Source organism: Stappia stellulata, from assembly GCF_020176715.1.
Classification (GTDB): Bacteria; Pseudomonadota; Alphaproteobacteria; order Rhizobiales; family Stappiaceae; genus Stappia.
On sequence record NZ_JAIVMF010000004.1, the window covers coordinates 1 to 20487 of the forward strand.

At 63.2% G+C, this 20487-nt stretch carries 16 protein-coding genes; 12 read left to right on the forward strand and 4 right to left on the reverse strand.

Features of this window, described 5'->3' with window-relative positions; genetic code table 11:
- Nucleotides 1-416 precede the first annotated feature (416 nt).
- The 12 genes from mbhE (at nucleotide 417) to LC092_RS06445 (ending at nucleotide 14851) form a co-directional block, all read left to right on the forward strand.
- Nucleotides 417-3335, forward strand: a complete 2919-nt coding sequence (gene mbhE, locus LC092_RS06390; RefSeq protein ID WP_224805619.1) for a hydrogen gas-evolving membrane-bound hydrogenase subunit E — start codon at nucleotides 417-419, stop codon at nucleotides 3333-3335.
- Entirely contained in the window at nucleotides 3332-3721 is a 390-nt protein-coding gene (locus LC092_RS06395) for an NADH-quinone oxidoreductase subunit K (protein ID WP_224805620.1), read from the forward strand. Before mbhE ends, LC092_RS06395 begins: the two co-directional genes overlap by 4 nt.
- A 6-nt stretch (nucleotides 3722-3727) precedes the next feature.
- Nucleotides 3728-5269, forward strand: a complete 1542-nt coding sequence (locus LC092_RS06400) for a Na+/H+ antiporter subunit D (protein ID WP_224805621.1) — start codon at nucleotides 3728-3730, stop codon at nucleotides 5267-5269.
- The gene (locus LC092_RS06405) at nucleotides 5266-5646 is read left to right on the forward strand and encodes a Na+/H+ antiporter subunit E (RefSeq protein WP_224805622.1); all 381 of its coding nucleotides are present in this window, start codon (nucleotides 5266-5268) and stop codon (nucleotides 5644-5646) included. Before LC092_RS06400 ends, LC092_RS06405 begins: the two co-directional genes overlap by 4 nt.
- Complete coding sequence (locus tag LC092_RS06410; protein WP_224805623.1) at nucleotides 5643-6002, forward strand: monovalent cation/H+ antiporter complex subunit F; 360 nt, start codon at nucleotides 5643-5645, stop codon at nucleotides 6000-6002. The genes LC092_RS06405 and LC092_RS06410 overlap by 4 nt, the downstream gene beginning before the upstream one ends.
- Entirely contained in the window at nucleotides 5999-7288 is a 1290-nt protein-coding gene (gene mnhG / locus LC092_RS06415) for a monovalent cation/H(+) antiporter subunit G (protein WP_224805624.1), read from the forward strand. Before LC092_RS06410 ends, mnhG begins: the two co-directional genes overlap by 4 nt.
- Before the next feature lie 157 nt (nucleotides 7289-7445).
- On the forward strand, nucleotides 7446-8945 hold the full coding sequence (locus LC092_RS06420) for a sensor histidine kinase (protein ID WP_224805625.1): 1500 nt from the start codon (nucleotides 7446-7448) through the stop codon (nucleotides 8943-8945).
- Between the two features lies 1 nt (nucleotide 8946).
- A complete protein-coding gene (locus tag LC092_RS06425; RefSeq protein ID WP_224805626.1) occupies nucleotides 8947-10311 on the forward strand; it encodes a sigma-54-dependent transcriptional regulator in 1365 nt (454 codons plus the stop codon).
- A 1035-nt stretch (nucleotides 10312-11346) separates the two neighbouring features.
- Entirely contained in the window at nucleotides 11347-11832 is a 486-nt protein-coding gene (locus tag LC092_RS06430) for a hypothetical protein (RefSeq protein ID WP_224805627.1), read from the forward strand.
- A gap of 18 nt (nucleotides 11833-11850) precedes the next feature.
- Nucleotides 11851-12414: a hypothetical protein gene (locus LC092_RS06435; RefSeq protein WP_224805628.1), complete on the forward strand. Its 564-nt coding sequence runs from the start codon at nucleotides 11851-11853 to the stop codon at nucleotides 12412-12414.
- Between the two features lies 1 nt (nucleotide 12415).
- Nucleotides 12416-13561, forward strand: a complete 1146-nt coding sequence (locus tag LC092_RS06440) for a hypothetical protein (protein ID WP_224805629.1) — start codon at nucleotides 12416-12418, stop codon at nucleotides 13559-13561.
- A 117-nt stretch (nucleotides 13562-13678) separates the two neighbouring features.
- The gene (locus LC092_RS06445; protein WP_224805630.1) at nucleotides 13679-14851 is read left to right on the forward strand and encodes an NAD(P)/FAD-dependent oxidoreductase; all 1173 of its coding nucleotides are present in this window, start codon (nucleotides 13679-13681) and stop codon (nucleotides 14849-14851) included.
- Between the two features lie 710 nt (nucleotides 14852-15561).
- On the opposite strand, the gene LC092_RS06450 is transcribed toward LC092_RS06445, so the two are convergent.
- From LC092_RS06450 to LC092_RS06465, 4 genes are all read right to left on the reverse strand, one after another.
- On the reverse strand, nucleotides 15562-16773 hold the full coding sequence (locus LC092_RS06450) for a hypothetical protein (RefSeq protein ID WP_224805631.1): 1212 nt from the start codon (nucleotides 16771-16773) through the stop codon (nucleotides 15562-15564).
- A 292-nt stretch (nucleotides 16774-17065) separates the two neighbouring features.
- Nucleotides 17066-18091 carry a trans-3-hydroxy-L-proline dehydratase gene (locus LC092_RS06455; RefSeq protein WP_224805632.1) on the reverse strand — a complete coding sequence of 342 codons (1026 nt, stop codon included), beginning with the start codon at nucleotides 18089-18091 and terminating at the stop codon, nucleotides 17066-17068.
- Nucleotides 18092-18098: 7 nt separating this feature from the next.
- Nucleotides 18099-19202, reverse strand: a complete 1104-nt coding sequence (locus LC092_RS06460) for a cis-3-hydroxy-L-proline dehydratase (protein ID WP_224805633.1) — start codon at nucleotides 19200-19202, stop codon at nucleotides 18099-18101.
- On the reverse strand, nucleotides 19199-20455 hold the full coding sequence (locus LC092_RS06465) for an NAD(P)/FAD-dependent oxidoreductase (RefSeq protein ID WP_224805925.1): 1257 nt from the start codon (nucleotides 20453-20455) through the stop codon (nucleotides 19199-19201). Before LC092_RS06465 ends, LC092_RS06460 begins: the two co-directional genes overlap by 4 nt.
- Nucleotides 20456-20487: the final 32 nt, after the last annotated feature.

Below are 20487 nucleotides of genomic sequence, written 5' to 3' on the forward strand. Positions count from 1 at the left end.
AAACGAAGACGTTCCTCCACTTTGGACACCTCTTGCCACGGCATCGACACCTCCCGAAAAAGCGGAAAGTGTTACCTATGTGTCCGGAACGTTCTGTCACCTATCTCTCAGGTCGGGCAATACATGCGAAATATTGTGAGACCTGCCGGGTCGCGGGCGTTTGCTGTGCGGAGCAACTGGAGGCCTGTGCTGGCTTGGGTCCACACGCGACTTGAAGACGTCCATATGGCTGGGGGCGGTTCGGTGTCTGGATTGGTCGCCAGGCGTTCGGATTTTCGAACGCGGGAACCGTCGGGTGTTCGAAGAGCCGAACGTCGGGCCCCGATCTGGACAGGCAACTTATTGAAATATATCCTATAAGGCGTCTGGCATCGCTTTTGCTTACATGACGGCATCGTCTTTCTTGAGGTGCCGACATGAACTCAGAAACCTTCGAAATTCCTGCAATCGCGGCTTTGCTGCCTGGCGATGCGCTTCCCGCGCTCCTTCTGGTCGCCTTTCTGGGCGCGGCGCTGGGGTTCCTCGTGCTCGCAAGGGCCGGGAGATGGGCGGGGCCGCTGGCTGCCGTCCTGCCGGCGGGTCTCTTCGCGGCCTTTGTTGGCTATGTTCCGATCCTGTCGGCAGGCGAGGGAGTGCCCGCAATCGTGCAGACGGTGAGCTGGGTGCCGTCGCTCGGCATTGATCTCGTGCTCAGGCTCGACGGGTTCTCGTTGCTTTTCGTCCTGATGATCACCGGCATCGGCACGCTGGTGGCGCTTTATGCGGGCTCCTATTACGCCGACAAGCCGGCTTCCGATCGGGGCCGGTTCCTGTCGTATATCCTGCTCTTCATGTCGGCGATGCTGAGCACCGTGCTCGCCGACAATCTGATTGTCATGTTCGTCTTCTGGGAGATGACGAGCCTGATCTCCTTCTTCCTGATCGGCTTCAACTCCACCTCGGCGGAGGCGCGCAAGGCTGCGCTCCAGTCGCTGGTCATTACCGCCGGTGGCGGGCTTGCGCTTTTCGGCGGACTGCTGCTGATCGGCATGGAGGCCGGCACCTTCTCGCTGATGGCGATCACGCAGGATCCCGCTCTCGTGTCGGCAAGCCCGTGGTTCGGCGTCATCGCGACGCTGGTGCTGATCGGCGCCTTTACCAAGTCGGCGCAGTTTCCCTTCCACTTCTGGCTTCCGAACGCCATGCAGGCGCCGACGCCGGCCTCCGCCTATCTGCATTCGGCAACCATGGTGAAGCTCGGCGTCTTCCTGCTGGCGCGCTTCGATCCGGTTCTGAGTACCTCCCACGCGGTCACACTCGTCATCGTCGGCACCGGGCTTCTCACCATGCTGGTTTCGGCGGTGCTGGCGCTGCGCTCCGAAGGCGTGAAGGCCATTCTCGCCTATTCCACCGTTGCCTCGCTCGGCCTTCTGGTGACGCTGATCGGCCTCGACGGACCGACCAGTTCGGTCGGCATAGCCGGCTTCATTCTCGCCCATGCGCTCTACAAGGCGGCGCTGTTCTTCTGCGCCGGCATCGTTATCCACGCGACCGGCGCGACGCGCATCCGCGATCTCGGCGCGCTCTTCACGGTGCTGCCGCTGACGGGCATCGCCGCCATTCTGGCCAGCCTCTCAATGGCCGGCCTGCCGCCCTTCGTCGGCTTCATCGCCAAGGAATATGTGTTCGAGGCAAAGCTGGATTCCTCCTTCGCGGCCGTCGTCACCATGGTGGCGGTGATCGTGAACTCCGTGCTCGTTGCCATTGCCGGTATCGTCGCGCTGCGCCCGTTCTTCGCCAGGAACCCGGCCTTTTCGGGCAAGCCGAAGCATGGCGAGCTGCCCGGTATGACGACGGGGCCGGTCGTGCTTGCGCTGCTCGGCGTGTTCTTCGGCCTCTTTGCGGATATTCCGCAGTATTACATCGTCGGCCCGGCGGCCGTCGCGCTTGCCGGCACGCCCTTCTACGTGTCCTTCGAGATCTGGCACGGGTTGACGCCGATGCTGGCGCTCTCCGGTCTCGTCGTGGCAACCGGCGGTGTTCTGGTGTGGAAGTGGAAGCCGATCCACGATGCGATGAACAGGCTGACGTTCATCGACCGGCTTTCCTTCGAGAAGGGGTTCGACGCGCTCTTCAACGGCCTGCTCCAGCTTGCGCGGGTGACCACGCAGACGCTCCAGAACGGGCGGATGCGGACCTATCTGAGCGTGACCATCGCCGTTGTCACTGCTGCGCTCGTCTATGCGATCCTCGCCGGCGGCCTGCAGTCGGACGGGCGCGGTTTCGCCATGCCGGGTTTTGCCGGCGACGAAGTCCGCCCTTATCTCGCTCTCGTGTCGCTGCTCGTTGCCGCCGGCGCCATCGTCGCGGCGGTGGCGCGCTCCATGGTCGTGTCGCTGGTCGGCGTGGGTCTTGCCGGCTACGGCATCGCCATCCTCTTCCTGAAGAACGGTGCGCCGGACCTCGCCCTGACGCAGTTCCTCGTCGAGACGCTCTTCGTCGTCATCGTCACGGCGGTGCTGGTGAAGCTTCCCGCCATCGGCGATGGCTTGCGCAGCTACTCCAGGCTGGACCTGCGGCCGGGCGACGGCGTGCTGTCGGGCGCCTTCGCGCTCGCCCTCTTCGTCGTGCTGTTGTCGATCGCGGCAAAGCCCTTCAACGCGACGGTGACCGACTATTATGCCGCCAAGAGCCTGACCGAAGCATTCGGCCGCAATGTCGTCAATGTGATCCTGGTCGACTTCCGCGCGCTTGATACGCTCGGCGAGATTGCGGTGGTGGCCTTTGCGGCCATCGCGGCCTGGTCGGTGCTCGCCGGTGGCGGGGGCAAGCGGATCTCCGCCCCTTCCGGCGACACGGCGCGGGCCTTGCCGTCCCTGATTTTCGCGACGACCGCGCGGCTGTTCTTCGTGCTGATGATCGCCGTCTCGCTGCTGGCGCTGTTCCGCGGTCACAACGAACCGGGTGGCGGCTTCATCGGGGGGCTTATCGCATCGGCCGGCTTTGCGGTCCTGGCGCTGGCCTTCGGCATCGAGACGGCGCGCAAGCGGCTGGTGCTGCACCCCGTCGTGTGGATGGGCATCGGCCTCGTTCTCGCGATCGTTTCCGGCCTGCCGGGTGCGGTGATCAACGAATCCTTCCTCACCCATCAGTGGGCGGAGCTGAACCTCGGCTTCACGACGCTCAAGCTTGGCACGACCTATCTCTTCGACATCGGCGTCTATCTGACGGTCGTCGGCGGCGTGCTCGCCTTCCTGATCCGTGTTCAGCAGCAGATGGACGCGCCGCTGCCGGGCGAAGACGACCCGCTCGCCGCCACCGGAAACTCCATGCAAACCAAGGGAGCGTCGGCATGACTTTCCTCTATGCCGCAACCGTCGCCATCGTCGCCGGCGCGGGTATCTACATGATCCTTGCCCGCAACGTGATGCGCATCGTCATGGGCGTGGCCCTGCTCGCCGCCGCCGCGAACCTCTTGATCTTCCTGTCGGGACGTCTGGTGTCGGTATCGCCGCCAATCATCCCGGACGGCGCCGAGACGCTCGCCGAGACGGCGGCCAATCCGCTGCCGCAGGCGCTCGTCCTCACGGCCATCGTGATCGGCTTCGCGCTCACCGCCTTCGCCGTGGCGCTTGCGGTCAAGGCATACCGCTCGCTCGGCACGCTCGACGCGGGCGCGATGCACGACGCGGAAGATCTCGGCTCGCCCTTCGCCGCCGCCATCGACACCAAGCAAGGCTGACGTTCCATGCAAGAGACAACCTACAACCTTCTGGTCCTCGTCTTTCCCGTTCTGGTGCCGCTGGCGCTTGCGGCGCTGACGGCGGTGTTGTGGCGCAACCACGGTCTTCAGCGCATCGTCTCGGTGATCGGCCTCGGCGCGATCCTCGGGTGTTCGGCGCTCTTGATGATGGCCGTGTTGCGCTACGACATCCTTGCGGTCGAATTCGGTTCCTGGCCGGTGCCCTTCGGCATCTCCTTCGTTGCCGACCGGCTGGCCGCCGCCCTCGTCGCGATCACCGGGGTGCTGGCTCTGTGCGTCGGCATCTTCAGCCTGCGCGACATGCGCCAGCTCCACATCCGCGGCGGCTTCTATCCGCTGTTCTTCGGCATGATCGCAGGCGTCAACGGCGCGTTTCTCACCGGCGACGTGTTCAATCTTTACGTCTGGTTCGAGGTGATGCTGATCACCTCGATCGGCCTGCTGGCGCTGGGGCGCACGCGAGCCCAGATCGACGGCGCGATCAAGTACCTCTTGCTCAACCTGCTTGGGACGGTGCTGTTCCTGATGGCTGTCGGCCTGCTCTATGGCGCGGCCGGGACGCTCGCCTTCGCCGATCTCGCAAGGGTCTTGCCGACGCTTGAGGCAAGCCCGGGCCTCGTCGGCGCTGCGATCCTGTTCCTGTGTGCCTTCGGCATCAAGGCGGGCGTCTTTCCGCTCTTCTTCTGGCTGCCGGCGAGCTATCACACCGCCCCCTTCACCATCTCCGCGATCTTCGCCGGTCTTTTGACCAAGGTCGGCGTCTATGCGGCCTTCCGCGTCTTCACGCTGCTGTTCACCGTGGAGGAGGCCGGCATACGCGAGATCGTTGCGGTGGTGGCGGCCTGCACCATGGTCACGGGCGTCTTCGGCGCGGCGGTGCAGTGGAACATCCGCCGCATCCTGTCGTTCCACATCATCTCGCAAATCGGCTACATGCTGATGGGACTGGCGATCGCGACGCCGCTGGCGCTCGCCGGGGCCGTCTTCTACATCGTTCACCACATCATCGTGAAGGCGAACCTCTTCCTGCTCGCCGGCGCAATCCGTCAGGCGAGCGGATCGGACGATCTCAAGAAGTCCGGCGGGCTCTTGAAAAGCCATCCCTGGCTTGCGGTGCTGTTTCTGATCCCCGCCCTGTCGCTTGCCGGCCTTCCGCCGCTCTCCGGCTTCTGGGCAAAATTCCTGGTCGTCGATGCGTCGTTCAAGGGCGACATGGCCTGGCTCGCTGCCGTCGCGCTCTTCACCGGGATCCTGACGCTCTACTCCATGACCAAGATCTGGATGGAGGCGTTCTGGAAGGCGCCGGCGCAAGAGCGCGTCCGCGCCCGCCGCGTGCCGCTGGCTATGACGGCGCCGATCGCGGTGCTTTGCGCGATCACGCTCTTCATCGGCTTGTCCGCAGAACCCTTCGTCCAGTTCGCCGAGAAAGCCTCCGTCACCCTGGCGGACCCGGATGTCTATGTCGCGGCGTTCTTCGGCACCGAGACCGAAGTCGTGGACCTTGCAATCGAAAGGAGTGAGCAATGACCGATCCTGCCAAGCGCCTCTGGGCCTTCGCCATCCTGTGCGGCGTGTTCCTGGTCGAACTCGTCAAGGCCTCAGTCGATGTCGCCATCGCGGTGTTCTCCGACAAGCAAAGGCTGCGGCCGGCCATCGTCGCGGTTCCGCTCGACCTCAAGACCGACATGGGGATTGCGACGCTCGCGAACCTTGTCAGCCTGACGCCGGGAACGACCTCCCTGCATGTCTCTGAGGACCGGCGCACGCTTTATGTCCATGTCCTCGACCGCGACAGCGACGAGGATGTGATCGACGCCATCAAGACCACCTTCGAAACCCGTGTCCGCGCCGTCGAACCGGCGGGACCGCATCCGGTTCGACGGAAAGAAGGAGCCGTGGCATGACCGCAGAGGCGACACTCCCGATGTTCGACACGTTCAACACCATCCTCATTCTCTTCGTGATCGCCGCCTTCGCGCTGACGGCCGTGCGGCTCGTGAAAGGGCCGAGCTATGCCGACCGCTTCGTCTCCATCGACATGCTGACGGGGCTTGGCGTTGCGGCCTGCGCGCTGACCGCGCTTGCCACGGGGCGAAGCGAGTTTCTCGACGTGGCTTTCGCGCTCGCGCTCATCGCCTTCGTGGCGACAGCGGCCTTTGCCGCCTTTCTGGAACGCAAGGTCGCGGTAACGAACCGGCGTCTGGCGCAGGACAGCACCCGCCGGCCGCGCATGACCCCGAAAGGAGAGGTGGCGCAATGATTGATATTCTTGCTCTTGCGATCAAGCTGGTCGGCGTTGGTTTCCTGATCGTGGCGACCGTCGGCCTGCTGCGGTTCGATGACCCCTTCCAGCGCATGCATGCCGCCACCAAGGCGGGAACGCTGGGCGCCGGTCTCGTGCTGATCGGAACAATGCTCAACAAGGGGAGCATGGATGCCGCCCTGACCGGCGGATTGACGCTGCTGTTCCTGCTCCTGACCATTCCCGTGGCAAGCCATCTGCTCGCGCGCGCGGCCTATATCTCCGGCGCGCAGCTGGCGGGCGTCGGCGACGCCGATGCGCTGCGCGATGTCATCGACCGGTTCGAGGAACCCATCGAAAAAAAGCTTGAGCGGGTTGCGGATGCGGGCCGCCCGTTCGGAGCCAAGGGGCTTGCGCGCGGCCTTGCCGGCAGTGTTGCGGGGCCGGTCACGACCGATCCCGTGCTGGCCGGTCTCGCGGGCCGCGATTTCGTATCGCTGAAGGATGCGATCGCGCCCGAGCGGGTGCGGTTTGCGGCAGTCGGCGGCGGTGTACCGCTGCTTGCCCACAGAGCGGCGGATTTCGCCGCGAGGACCGGGCGCCCGCTGACGGCGGTGATCGCTGTCGACACGAAATACGTGGATGCAACCGGCGACAGTGCCGCCACTATGCGCGCGATCCGCGACAGGGTCTGTTGCTGGCTGCCCGATCTGCGGGACGTGTTTCAGGAAAAGGGCGTGCCGCTTGATCTCGTCTATGAGGAGGGGGATGCGGAGGCGCTGATGTCGGGCGTTGGCGATGCGCGCGAGTTCCTCGTGCTTCCCACCGCCGGATGGGCGGACCACGGCGTGGATATTGCCACTCCCCATGCCACCAAGGAGCCGGACGGTCTGCTGCGGATCGCCAATGCCCATCCCGGGCCGGTGATGTATGCCGTGGACGAGCAGAAGTCCGGCCCCGTCGTCGTTTCGTTCGACAACTCCTATGACATCTGGCGCGCCATGGATCTGGCGCTGGTGGAAGGACTGTGGTCGATGAGCGAGCTGCGGATCGTCGGCTTTGTCGATGACGACATTCGCGCCGAAATCGAACGACGTGCGGAAGAGGCGGGCGTTCCGGTTGTCTTCGTCGCCGCGGATGCCGCTCCGCGGGGTGGGCCGCTCATCCCGGCGGATGTCGCGCGGGATGCGGTCGCGGTGATCCTGCCCGACCTTCCGCGTCCGTTGCGCACACGGTGGTACGGCATGTTCTGGCAGGACAAGATCTCGCCGGGCTGGCGCGGCGATGTCCTTGTCTGGACGTGAGGGCGGACCTTGATGCGGCCCGTCGGGTTCTTGGGTGCAAGGCCTGGCGTTCTGACATAATGTGCGACAAGGGGCGGCGCGGTGTTGCCGTCCCTTTTTCGCGAACCCCATGCCGTCAACCGGGACCTTTGGATTGCCGGAGGCATCGCCGCCAGGGATGAACGAGAACGTGGCGAAACCGAAGCGAGCATGGCGCGGGCCGGGAGACTGGCCGCTGGTCTGGCGGTTGCCGCTGGCGATGGCCGCGCTGGTGCTGGTGCTCGCGGTGCTCTTGACGCATTTCGGACTGCGCGAACTGGAGCGGCGCGAAACGCTGGTGCGGATCGAAGTGGCCGGGGCCTTTCTCGATACGCTGGCGGGCGTCATCGAACCTGTCATCGCCAATGGTGCCGCGCCGGCGCAACTGGAAGCGCTGCTCTCCGCTTCGGCGCGGTTCAAGCCGTCGCTGCGCAACGAGGTCGTGGGCGCATGCTGCGCGCGGGACGGCGCGCAGGTGACCACCTCGTCCTACCCGGACGGCGACGACCGGCGCGGGCCGCGCCGGGACACGGAAACTGCGCTGTCATCCTGGCTTTCGGCGAATGCCGATCTCCCGGTCGGGGAGAGCGCTGTCGAGATCGTTCCCGAGACCGCGAAACTCCTGATCGTTCAGGCCTATCCGGCCGGTCCGGGCGGCAGGACGTTGCTTGCCGCTGCGTTCGATCTTGAGCACGAACGCGCTGAGCAGCGGGAGTTGCGACGAACCGCCGTGGTGCTCGACATCTCGCTTTCGGTGCTGGCGGCACTCGTCACGTTCCTATTGGCGCAACGCAGCTTGCGGCCGATTGACAGGCTGTCCCGGGCGCTCGGACAGGAGGACTACGATGTCTCCGATCTGTCGGATGAAATCGACCCGAATACCGAGGTCGGACGCCTCCAGGAAGCGCTGCGCAGCCGCGCCCGGTTCGATGCCCGTGCGGCCAATTTGGCGCGGCTGGAAAGCGAGCGCGCCCGCGAATCCACGCTTGCCCGGCTCGCCGCGGGACTTGCCCACGAGGTTCGCAATCCCGTTGCCGGCATGAGCGCCGCGGTTTCGACCCTGCGCCGCTTCGGAGAAGACAGGGAGGTGCGCGACCAGACCATCGATCTTATCGAGCGCGGCTTGCAGAGCATCGACCGGGTTGCGGCCAGCATGCTGTCGACCTATCGCCCGCCGGAGGGAAACCGGGATCTGCTGCCTGCGGATCTGGAGGACCTGAAGGCGCTGATCAATCCGAAAATCCGCGCAAAGCACGTCAGACTGTCGTTTCAAAACGCGCTTTCGGAGCCGTTTGCCACAAGCGCGGATGCGGTTCGCCAGATCGCGCTCAATCTCCTGCTGAACGCGACCGAGGCGACCCCGACGGACGGCGAGGTACGCTTCGAAGCCCGGCTCGACGGCGGCTATCTGGTTCTAAGCGTAACGGATGACGGCCCCGGCCTTCCCGACGACGCGATCCGCGTGCTGACCGGCGAGGAGCAGCCGAAGAGCCAGCGCTCGCGCCGCCTGGGCTTGTGGCTGGTGCATCAGCTGATAGACGATGTCGACGGGCGGGTGGCGATCCGAACGCGGTCCGAAGCCGGAACGATCATCACGATCACGATCCCGGCGCGGGCTCCGGAGGGGGACAAGGACTGACATGATACTTCTCGTCGAAGACGACCCGGTTCTGGGGCCTTCCCTGAAGCAGCGACTGGAGCTGGAAGGGTTTGCGGCGACCCATGCCACGACGCTGGCGGAGGCGCGAGCGTTTCTTGGCAAGCGCGCGCCCAGTTTCGTCTTGTCCGACATCCGCCTGCCCGACGGATCGGGTGCCGACCTTCAAGCGGAGATCGTCGCGCAGCACGGATCGGTTCCCACGATCTTCATGACGGCCTACGGCAGCCTCGATCAGGCTGTTGACCTGGTGAAGGGCGGAGCACGCGACTATCTCGCCAAGCCCTTCGACCTCGACGATCTCGTCGCCCGCATCAAGGAACTGGCCGCGCCGTCCGAGGGCGGGCCGTCCGAAGGGCCGTTTGCGACCTTCGGCCTGTCCCCGGCGATGGAGGTTCTGCGCGCCACACTGGACCGTCTGGCGGAGGTCGACTTGCCGGTGCTGCTCATCGGGGAGACCGGAACCGGCAAGGAGGTCGCGGCGCGCTATCTCCATGCGGCCGGGTCGCGGGCGTCGAGCCCCTTCGAGGCGCTCAATTGCGGGCAGGTCTCCTCCGAACTCGCCGATTCAATGCTTTTCGGTCACGAGCGCGGAGCCTTTACCGGGGCTCATGATCGCCGCGCCGGCATTCTGGAGACGGTCGCGGACGGAACCCTGCTGCTCGACGAAATCGGCGAGACCCGTCACGAGCTGCAGTTGAAACTGCTCAGGGTCCTGCAGGAACGTGCCTTCCGACGTCTCGGCGCGGCGACGGATCTGGAGTTTCGCGGGCGCATTGTCTGCGCGACCAATCGGGATCTGGATGAAGCGGTGCGCGACGGCGCGTTTCGCGAGGATCTGCTGTTTCGCTTGAATGTCGTGACCTTGCGGCTGCCGCCGCTGCGCGAGCGGCGCGAGGAAATCGAACCGTTGCTCAAACGCTTCGCCCTTGCCGCGGCTGCGCGCATGGGTACGCCGCCCGCGGAGGTCGCGGAGACGGCTCTTGCCGCCGCGCGCGGGCATGACTGGCCGGGCAACATTCGCGAACTTCGCAATCGGGTCGAGCGGGCGGTCGCCCTTGCAAGCGGGCCGGTGCTTGGCCCGGAGGACCTGTTTCCCGAACGGGCAGCGCAAAGCGGGGCGGGCACCGGTTCGTCGCAAACCGGCGCGATCCGGTCGCAGGCGTCGAGGGACGCGTTCCCGTCGCTTGCGGAGGCGCGGGACGAAGCAGAGCGCGCTCATATCGAACGTGCGCTCGCGGCAACGGACGGGCGCCTGCAAGACGCTGCGGAACTGCTCGGCGTGTCCCGGACGACGCTTTGGGAGAAGATTCGCCGGTATCGGCAAGAGGGGCATGCGCTCACGTGAGAATCGCTGGTCCGTCTTGCGAAAGAAAAGCCGGAAGGACGCGGTGAAAAAGACGCTGACAACCGGGTCGCGCTCACTTGCCAAAACGCCATTCTTCAAGACCGATCCGTCTGCCGTTGATCTCGTGGACAGAATGCCTGTCATGCAGCCGGGCGTAAGCCGGCAACATGCATTCGTTTCATGAATAGTCCCAGCGGTGAGTTTGCAAAGTAAAAACAATGGATCGGGGCAAGACCACCAAGACGCTTCGCGGTCGCCGGAGACAGCCGCACCACATCCGACCAGGTCACACAACGGCTGGCGTCTCGTGTGCGCCAAGGTGACGGTCTTCGCTCCGTTTTGCCGCCTTCGCGGTCCCGAACCAGATAGAGGCCGCAGGGAGCCCCGAAACGGCATAGAATGAGCGGTCCGATGCTCCCGAGGCCCGTCGGGCGGCACCGTGCCTCTCCAACAGTGTGTGCCGGAGTTTGTGGCCTGCTGCTGTGGTTGCGGCGCAAGTGCCGTATCTGCTATTTTTGGTAGAATTCTTGTTCTCAGGGTTGTCTTTGGTTTGCGCCTCTGCCTTGAATGCAATTCATGGGTTGTATGCGTGTTGCGGGATGGGTCCAAGTCCACACGCCGCCGCTCTGACGCCGAACGGCGTGGGTGAACGTCCGTTTTCCCGCAATCCTGTGTCCGACGGGGATCGAGGCTCCGTCGTTTTGGGGGTGGAGTGTGACGGAAAGACTGTCCAGCGAAGACGTCGCTCGGGACGGCCTCGTGAAGGAGGAGGCGCCAGGTTCCGCGTGTGCACCGACCGCCGAGGCGCGTCCGCAAGCTGCTGCCGGCGTTTCTGTTGCGCCGGCGGCCGTGCCGGCGCATGCTGACGCGGGTCCGGTCGCAGCCGGCGCTTCGACAACTGGCGCTTCAAGATCCGGCGTTTCGATATCCGGTGCCTCGAACGTCGACGCCCCGGTATTCGGCGTTCGGGCGGAGAGGGCTCCGGCGCCCAATACGGCCTCGACGGGACATCGGGCTGCAACCCCGCGCCTCCGATTGCGGCTGGCGCGGAACGACGAGGCCGATTTCCGGGCGGCGCTGGCGCTGGCGCGCGAGTTTCACGGACGTACGATCTTCCGCGACAGTCCCTTCAGCGAGGCCAAGGCGCGCCGGCTGTTTGAACGTGCGGTGGCTCAGCCAGAGCGTTATGGTCTGATCCTGGCGGAGCGTCCGCGAGGTGCCGATGGCGCGGCGGGTGGTCTCGTCGGCTTTGCCTATGTGCAGGCGGGGGAGTATTTTCTGGCGGAGTGGGATCTCTTGGCGACGGTCCTTGCGCTGGTCACCAAGCAGGAGATCGCGGGGACACCGCTTGGCGGTCGTGCCGCTTTGAAGCTGGTCGCGGCAGTGCGCCAATGGGCGCGCGAGCGGGCGTGTCGTCACGTGCTGGTGCATGCAACGGGCGGCATCGACCCGGCGCGCACGGATCGTTTCTTCCGTCGCTGTGGATTTAAGGTCGTGGGTGGAAATTATGCTCGCTTTTAGTGTTTCTGGGGCTAAAGGATGTTGAGAATTTCTAACTCGGCGTTTGCTTGGGTGATCATTATATCAGTGTCTTTTATTGTTGTATTTTATTTATTATTTTTATGGGCTGTTGGAGAGAAAGATAAATTTTCGTATCCGCAACTGGAAATATTTAGAGAAATAGTAGAGGTGTCCATATCGCGGGATGCAAATGTAGAGACTGTGAAGGTTTCGAATTTAAAGAATTTTTCTGATATTTTTGATGGTTTGTTCGAAATTGGAAGATCAGATGATATATTTGATATAGAAAAACTAAGTTGCGATATTAATTTAGATTTATCAGGATTTGAGCCAATTCGTGCGAAAGCTGTATTTCCGCGGAAGCTAAATGTTTCCGGTATAGACAGCGTCATTTTTATATATGGGGACCTGCCTGAGAGATTTGGTATTTCTTCGTATATTGATCAATTTTATTTAGGTAATGTAGATATCAATTTTAAGAATAATATTGATTACTTATCAAAATTTTATAAAATTGATAATTTGTCGTGGGAATTCTATCGATGTGATTTATATAGTTACATTTTAATTAAGGGGGGGTGAAATGACTGACAATCGAACTGTAACTATAAATGTTTATGGTGGAAGTCCAACAGGACACGTGTCTATTTCTTTTGGTTCGGCTACCTATGAGCAGACGGTTGTAGATAAGGCGCAGCTTGAAGGCAGCGCTATTTCTTACGCCACATCTTCAGTTGGGCCGATTGATGGCGTTGTGCAGCGGCGACCAGAAGGGGCACGTTCTCCTGATTTGAGTGTTAGCTTCTCAGTAAGTAAAAATAACTACGAAAAAGCTCATGAATTTGCGAAGTCTCAGATTGGGAAGCAAAATTACGGTGTATTCACAAAAAACTGTGTTGAATATGTAGATAAAGTCGCTGGGGTTGCTGGTGTTTTTGAGTACGAATGGCGCGAAGCAATTTATAACAAAGGCGGTCTAAAGGGCTCGTATCCAGTAGAATTATTGATCGGTAAACGGCCAACTATATCTGTTTGGGATGCTGAAGGTTGGCCTTCTGATTTCCCGAAGTGCTTTCCTTCTGGGACCTTAATCCAAGGATATTTATTTGAAAAAAATATAAAATTTGTTTTACCCAACGACATTATCTTCTCCTTCGACCCCTCTGACAACAACGGTCGCGGCGGCCTCGTTCCCAGGCGCGTGACCCGCACCTTCACGAACATCACAGAAGAATGGCTGCGGCTGAAATGGGTCGAGAATGGCGAGGAGAAGGAACTCGTCACGACACCGGGGCACCATTTTCTTGACCGCTTCGGCAACTTCCCGCAAATCGAACGGCTGATCGCGGACGGTGCCGCAACCGTTATTCTCGCCGACGGATCCGAGGCGACAGTGACTGCCGGGCGGATTGTCTGTTCCGCCGCGACGGACGACAGGTTCGCGCAGGCGATAGGCTGGGTCACGCCGTCAAACCGGGGTCGTGTTCTCAAAAGCCGAAGATTGAGGCAAACCCGGCGCTGTTCAGTGCGTTTCAAGCGGCAGAAGCATGTTTCGTCTCCAGCGCTTGAAGAGCGATTGCGCCGATGCGCTGACCAATCCGTCCGCGTGATTGCTAGATCGGTATCAGCCGGTGTTCTCCATAGCGGTCTACAAGAACAGTCATCCCGAAGCGTCTGCGCAGCGTTGAAGAAAAGATCGGGTCAAATTTGCCGGTGCGCATTGTTGTAGCGATCGACGGTGGCGCGATCCCCGGCAGGGCCGGACATCGATGCAAGGCTTCGGTGCGCCAAAGTGACCAGCGCGTTTCCCCTTTTTCTTTGCCGCCGGCCGTCGTAGAGGACGGGCATGAAGTTCGATGCGATTGTTCTTGGGGCCGGGGCGGCCGGGCTGATGGCGGCGGCAACGGCGGGGCAGGCCGGGGCGCGGGTGCTTTTGCTCGACCATGCGGAGAAGGCCGGCAAGAAAATCCTGATTTCGGGTGGCGGCCGGTGCAACTTCACCAATATGGAAACGGGGCCTGACCGCTTCCTGTCCGACAACCCGCATTTCGCCAAATCCGCGCTTGCCCGCTATACCCAATGGGACTTCCTCGCCCTCATCGACCGCTACCGTATTGCCTGGCATGAGAAGACCTTGGGACAATTGTTTTGCGACGGCTCTGCCCGGCAGGTCGTGGCGATGCTTCTTGAGGAATGCGCGCGCGGGGATGTCGAGATCCGTCTTTCGACGCAGATCGGCGAGATCGGTCATGGCGACGGCGTGTTTCGGGTCGCCGGAGCGACCGCGCCCTCCCTGGTCATCGCAACCGGCGGTCCGTCGATCCCGAAGATGGGGGCCAGCGGAATTGCCTATCAGATCGCGGAGCGCTTCGGCTTGCCCGTTGTGCCGCCGCGGCCCGCGCTCGTGCCCCTGACGCTGGGGGCGGAAGCGGAGGCGTTCCGGGGCATTTCCGGGGTGTCCTGCCCGGTCACGGCGCATGCCGGCGGTGCCGCCTTCACCGAGGCCGCGCTTTTCACTCATCGCGGACTGTCGGGGCCGGCAATCCTGCAGGCGTCCTCCTACTGGATGCCCGGCGCGCCGATCGTGCTGGAGCTGATCGGAAATGCTGCAGAGATCCTGAGCGACGCGCGGCAGCGCTCCCCCCGCGCCCGGCTGCGATCCGTCTTGAGCGAGCACCTTCCCAACCGCCTGGCCGAGGTTCTTTCGGAGCGGATCGAATTGAAGCGGGAACTGGGAAACTGTTCGGATGCGGATCTCGCGCGCGCCGCAGACGCCCTGCAGCACCTGACATTCCACCCGACCGGCACCGAAGGCTTCGCCAAGGCCGAAGTGACGGCCGGCGGCATTTCAACCGAGGCGCTGTCCTCGCGCACGATGGAAGCCAAGACCGTTCCGGGCCTCTATGCCATCGGCGAGGCGGTCGATGTCACCGGTTGGCTTGGGGGCTACAATTTCCAATGGGCCTGGTCTTCCGGGTGGGCGGCCGGACAAGCCATTGCCAAGCGGCACGGTCGCTGAACAATCAACCAGCCGTCGACCGGCGTTGGATTCCTGCCGCAATCGGCGCGCCAGACGGACGTCCGGGCGCCCGGATATTCGGCCCGATGCGAAGACGTCCTGGCGTAGTGCAGCCGTTTTCCTTGGGGTTGCTCCCGTCGGGTGGCCCCAGCATAAACCGTGGCGAATTGCGGGCTATGGCATCATGGCTGATACCGCCGACGGGGCGTGTCCGCGGAAAGGGCAACTTTCGAAACGCCTGCTTGAATGAAACGGAATGATGGCGCGTGGCGCAACACCGGAATGCCGATAGTCGGGACATCCGCTGGAGTGAAATTCCAGATCCTCCAACGCACTCGACATTGCCTTGGGTTTCCCCCTTCTCGTCGGATTGCCCCTCGGTCAGCCCCCAAAGCCTCTGCGACCGCTTGCGTTGGGCGTGAGTGGCTTGAGGGGCCAGAAGCGGACGCAGAAGCAGACGGCGGTTGCGGCCAGGCCCGGCAGCACGCTTCGGCACCAAAGACTGCGGGCATGGATTGCGGTGGCGAGGCAAATGTTTTCGGCGAAAGCCCAAAACAAATCATGTCGGTGGTGCGGCATGTGCTCCAGCCGGTCCGGAGCAGCAGGCAGGTTTTCGACGACATTGCGCTCAGCCCAAATCGTCGTTGCCTGGCTTCTCGAACGGCCTTTGCAAGAGGCAGGGTCTGCAGGCGGCTCAACGAGCCCCCCGCCTAATCCCTTCCCTCCGTCCACGCCTCGAATTGCCGGTGCGCAGGCTTCGGGCCGAGGGTCAGCCGGTAGACGTCGAACAGCCCGGGGCGCACCGATGCGAGAAAATAGCAGAAGTGAAGCTGGAAATAGCGAAAACGCAGGTAGCGAAAGGCTTTCGGGGACAGTCTGTCTGGTGCACGTGCACTGAGCCTCCTTGGCTCCGGCAGTTTCGCGCCGACTTGAGCTGAAGCAGCGTAGCGCGCGACAGGGTCGGTTCGTCCGCCGCACAGCAGGTCGTGAGGTGCGTAAACATCCGTCCAGTCGACGCCCGATCTTGCCACGGTCTCCATTGCCGCACCGAAGCCGTGCCGGGCTCCGAATCCGCCAAGGCAGTCGAATGCGGGACCGATCGTGACAAACGCGAACCCGCCGGGGCGCCGCACGATATCCGGCTGCCGGCGCAACATGGCGGCGAGTACGTAGATGGCAACAAACGTGCCACAGCTGTGGGAAAGGAAGACCAGCTCTTCGTCCTCATCCGCCTCGACATTCAAGGCGAGGATCAGATCCGCGAGTTCCTCGATCCGCGCCAGCATGGGGGCGTGGTCGTTCCACGCGAGCCGTGCCATGAAGTGCCAACTATTGAGCAGGTAGCGGATATAGCTGAGCGGCTCCAGCCTGAGCATGAGCGCATGGACGATACCCATCCACAACCCGCTGCCAGCGAGCAACACGACCCAGGAGAGTGGTGTGGCGTATCCGGGCGGCAGGGCTGTGCCGAGCCGGTCCAGGATCGCAGGTGCCAGAAGAAGCGGTGGAAGGACACTGGCCAGCAGATAGAGGGTGAGTCCGACATACGGGTAGATGCAGAAAAGCCCGTGTCCCAGATTGCTCTTGAAAACAGCCCGATAACCGCCCGCCGTCGCATACAGAAAGAACGAGCGGATCGCATCCGGGATCGTGCGCCACCAGGAGCGCTTGAAATCCGGTCGTATGATGTCTCGCCACCCGAGCTGCACGAACCGTGTATCGACCGTCCCTTCCGGCCATTCGACATGCCCGTTCCAAATGGCCGTGCAGCCGCCCGGTTCGAGACCCTGGTGAAGACCGGAAAGGGTCCCTTCGACAAGTCTTGAATGGGTAAACTCTCTGAACTCCCGAAATATCAGCTGGAAGCTTTGGTGTTCAGGACGAAGATCGTATCCCGGGCAGTATACGACCAGACGTTTCATGCGTTCTGCCGTCTCGCATTTCTGAGAAAATTTTGCCGGTCATGTGCGCATTCGGCGATGTGTCGTGGGACGGGCGCGGGAACCGGTACCTGGAAACCTACATTGCCTCGTTCTCGACCTGCAAACAATTCGTCGGTCCGCAAGCTGGTCGCAGATGGCTGCTTCGGTGCGCATTGTCGATGACTACGGGGGAGCCTTCGACCTCATCAGCGAGATGGCCTCTGACGACCGCGTTTTCCGCTCTCTTGTCCAAGTGCGGGATGCGCGTGGTGGACGGAGAAACCGTCGTGGGTCATGCGCCCCAGGTGTCGCTCAGGCGGTAGCCTTCGGGCCAGGGATCGTCGGGGTCGAGCATGTGCTGGTGGATGCCCGTGATCCAGCCGCGGCCGGAGATTTCCGGGACAATCGCAGCCCGTTCACCGATCCGCGTTTCGGCGACGATCCTGCCCGAGAAGGACGAACCGATGATCGACGTCGCGGTGAATGTGTCGCCAACGGCCATTTCCCCTTTTGCGGCCATCAGGGCCATACGGGCGGAGACGGCCGTGCCTGTCGGCGAGCGGTCGACCTTTCCCGGTTGGATCGCCACGGCGGACCGGCCGGAAAGGCCGTCTTTCCCTTGCGTCACGGGGCCGCAGAAGGCGCAGAACGAGATATGGGTCCAGTCCGGATTGTCCGGATGGGTGAAACCGATCTGTGCATTGGCGGCATCGGTGATCCGCACGCCAAGACGGGCGATATCCTTGGCCTCGTCCTGCGTGATCGAAAAGCCCAGCGCCTCGGCGTCGACGACGACGAAACTGTCGCCGCCATAGGCCGTGTCGACGTCGAGCGTTCCCAGCCCCTCGACCTCGAGAGGGAAGCCGATCCTGTCCGCGAAACTCGGGACGTTCTGCACGAAAATCCGTTCCGCCTTGCCGTTCCTGCATTCGGCTCTCACCCGCACAAGCCCGCCCGGCGCCTCCAGCACCAGGTCGGTGACGGGTTCGCGCATGGCGACGATGCCGCTGTCGAGCAGTACAGTCGCGACGCAGATGGAATTGGATCCCGACATCGGCGGCGTGTCTTCCGGCTCCATGATGATGAAGGCGGCGTCGGCTTCGGGATGGTGCGGCGGTACCAGCAGGTTGACGTGGCGAAACACACCGCCGCGTGGCTCGTTGAGGACAAAGTTGCGCAGTTTCCCGTCTTTGGCGACATGACTGCGTTGCTCCCATAGCGTCGCGCCGGGAGGCGGCGCGACGCCGCCGACGATCACGTCGCCGACCTCACCCTCCGCATGACAGGAGATCACGTGAATGGTCTTGCTGCTGCGCATGGCGGCCTCACGCGTAGCGGGCGACAGGCGCGCCGAGGGCCGCCGCAATCGGCGTGATCCCCAGGCCTGGTTTGTCGGATGCGGTCATGCGCCCGTCGACCCGCACCGGTGCGCCTTCCGCGATGTCGACGGTGCCGTAGCTGTTGAAGTCGGTGGCGGAGAAGGTGAACTCGGCCGGCGTCGAGCGAGCCAGATGCGCGATGGTCGCCGTGACGATATCCCCGCCCCAGGTGTCCTCGATGGTCATCGGGATGCCTTGCGCGACACAGAGATCGCGCATCAGCTTTGCTTTCGTCAGCCCGCCGACCTTGGAGATCTTGAGGTTGATGCAGTCCATGGCGTCTTCGGACAGGGCGCGTACAAGGGTCGAGGTGTCGTCGATCACCTCGTCCAGCACGAAGGGGAGAGCCGTGCGCCGGCGGATCGACGTGCACTCCTCGTAGGTGAGGCAAGGCTGCTCGATATAGACGTCGAGATCGGACACGGCGGAGACGACCCGCGCCGCCTCGTGCCGCGTCCAGCCGGTGTTGGCATCGGCGACCAGAAGGTCGGAGGGCTTCAGTACGGAGCGCGTGGCTCGGATGCGGGCGATGTCGTCATTGGCGTCGCCGCCTACCTTGAGCTGGAACTTGGTGTAGCCTTCCGCCGAATAGCCCTCGATCTTTCGTGCCATGACGTCGGGCGCTTCCTGGCTGATCGCCCGGTAGAGCACGATATCCTCCTGTGCCGCGCCACCCAGAAGCGTATAGACCGGCTGGCCGGTCGCCTTGCCGAGAAGATCCCAACAGGCGATATCGAGCGGTGCCTTGGCATAGGGGTGACCGCGCAGCGCTGCATCCATCACCCGGTTGATCTCGCCGATGTTGCGCGGATCGCGGCCGATCAGATGCGGCGCCAGTTCCGCCAGCCCGGCGCGCACGCCGCGCGCGAAGCTCGGCAGATAGGCGGAGCCGAGCGGGCAGCATTCCGCGTGGCCGACAAGGCCAGTGTCCGTTTCGATTTCCACCACGGTGCTGTCGAACACCTCGATGAAATTGCCGTTGGACCAGCTGTAGCGCCCCTCCTTGAGCGGAAGGTCGACCTGATAGACGGTGATCGCGGTGATTTTCATGGATTTGCCCTTTGAAAGCGGTTTGCGGAAAAGGCGTGAAGGTCGAAGGGGGGCGGCGTGTCGGCAACAAGGGCGGCAACGAGCTCGGCCGTTCCGGCAGACTGGGTGAGCCCGAGGTGCCCATGGCCGAAGGCATAGACGACGCGCCGGTCCCGGGGCGAGCGGTCGATCACCGGCAGGCTGTCGGGAAGCGAGGGACGAAAGCCCATCCACCTTCTGCCGCCTTGCCGGTTGAGACCCGGCAAGAAGCGTTGGGCCTTGTCCAGCAGGATGTCCGCGCGCCGGTAGGTCGGAGGAAGCGTCAAACCGCCGAGTTCCACCGCGCCGCCGACGCGGATGCCGTCCCCGATCCGCGTGACGACAAAACCGTGGGCGGGGAAGGTGAGGTGGGTTTTGATGTCGAACGCCGGGTCCGGCAGGGTCGTGTTGTAGCCGCGTTCGGTCTCCAGCGGGATACGGTCTCCGAGCGACGCGGCCAGGTGATGCGACCAGGCGCCAGCGGCAACAACGACTCGACCGGCGAGAAGCGGAGCGCCCGTCGTTTCGATCTCGATTGCGTCCCCTCGCGGAAGGAGACGCTGAACACTCGCCTGTTCGAAGGCGGCCCCGCGCGCGGCAACAACCGTTTGAAGCCGCGTCAGCCAGCGGCTCGGATCGCAGGTGTTGATCCAGTCCGGAGTATAGCCGGCATGGGTGAAGCGACGGTCGAGACCGGGCTGGATCTCCGCGATGGCCTCCGGGCTTTCCAGAAGATCGAAGCGGACCCCGTGCCGGCGGCGAAGCTCCCAGCCTGCGAGGTTGGCGCGGAACGCGCGCGCTCCCTCGTAGAGTTGCAGCTGGCCTTCGTGCCGAAACAGCGCCTGCCCGTCCGTCTCTGCGATCTGCCGCTCAAGGGCGGCCTGCGACAGGTGCATGAGGCTCGATTGCGCGGCGACGGCGGCCTCGTATCTGTCCGGTCGGCTGGCGCGCCAGAAGCGCAGCATCCAGGGCGCGATCTTCAGTGCATACGCCGGCGGCACGGAGAGCGGACCCAGCGGATCGAGCAGCCATTTCGGCGCCTTTCGCATGATCCCGGGTGTTGCGAGCGGTTCGATATCGCTGAAAGCGAAGGCTCCGGCGTTCATGTCCGAGGCCCGGTCCACCTCCGTGCTGCGGTCCACAATGCAGACGCGATGGCCGCGCCCCAGCAGCGCGAGCGCACTGCTGAGGCCGATGATACCGCCGCCGATGACGGCGACATCGCAAGCGGGGATCGATGTCATCGTATGGAGATCCCGGAAAAGGC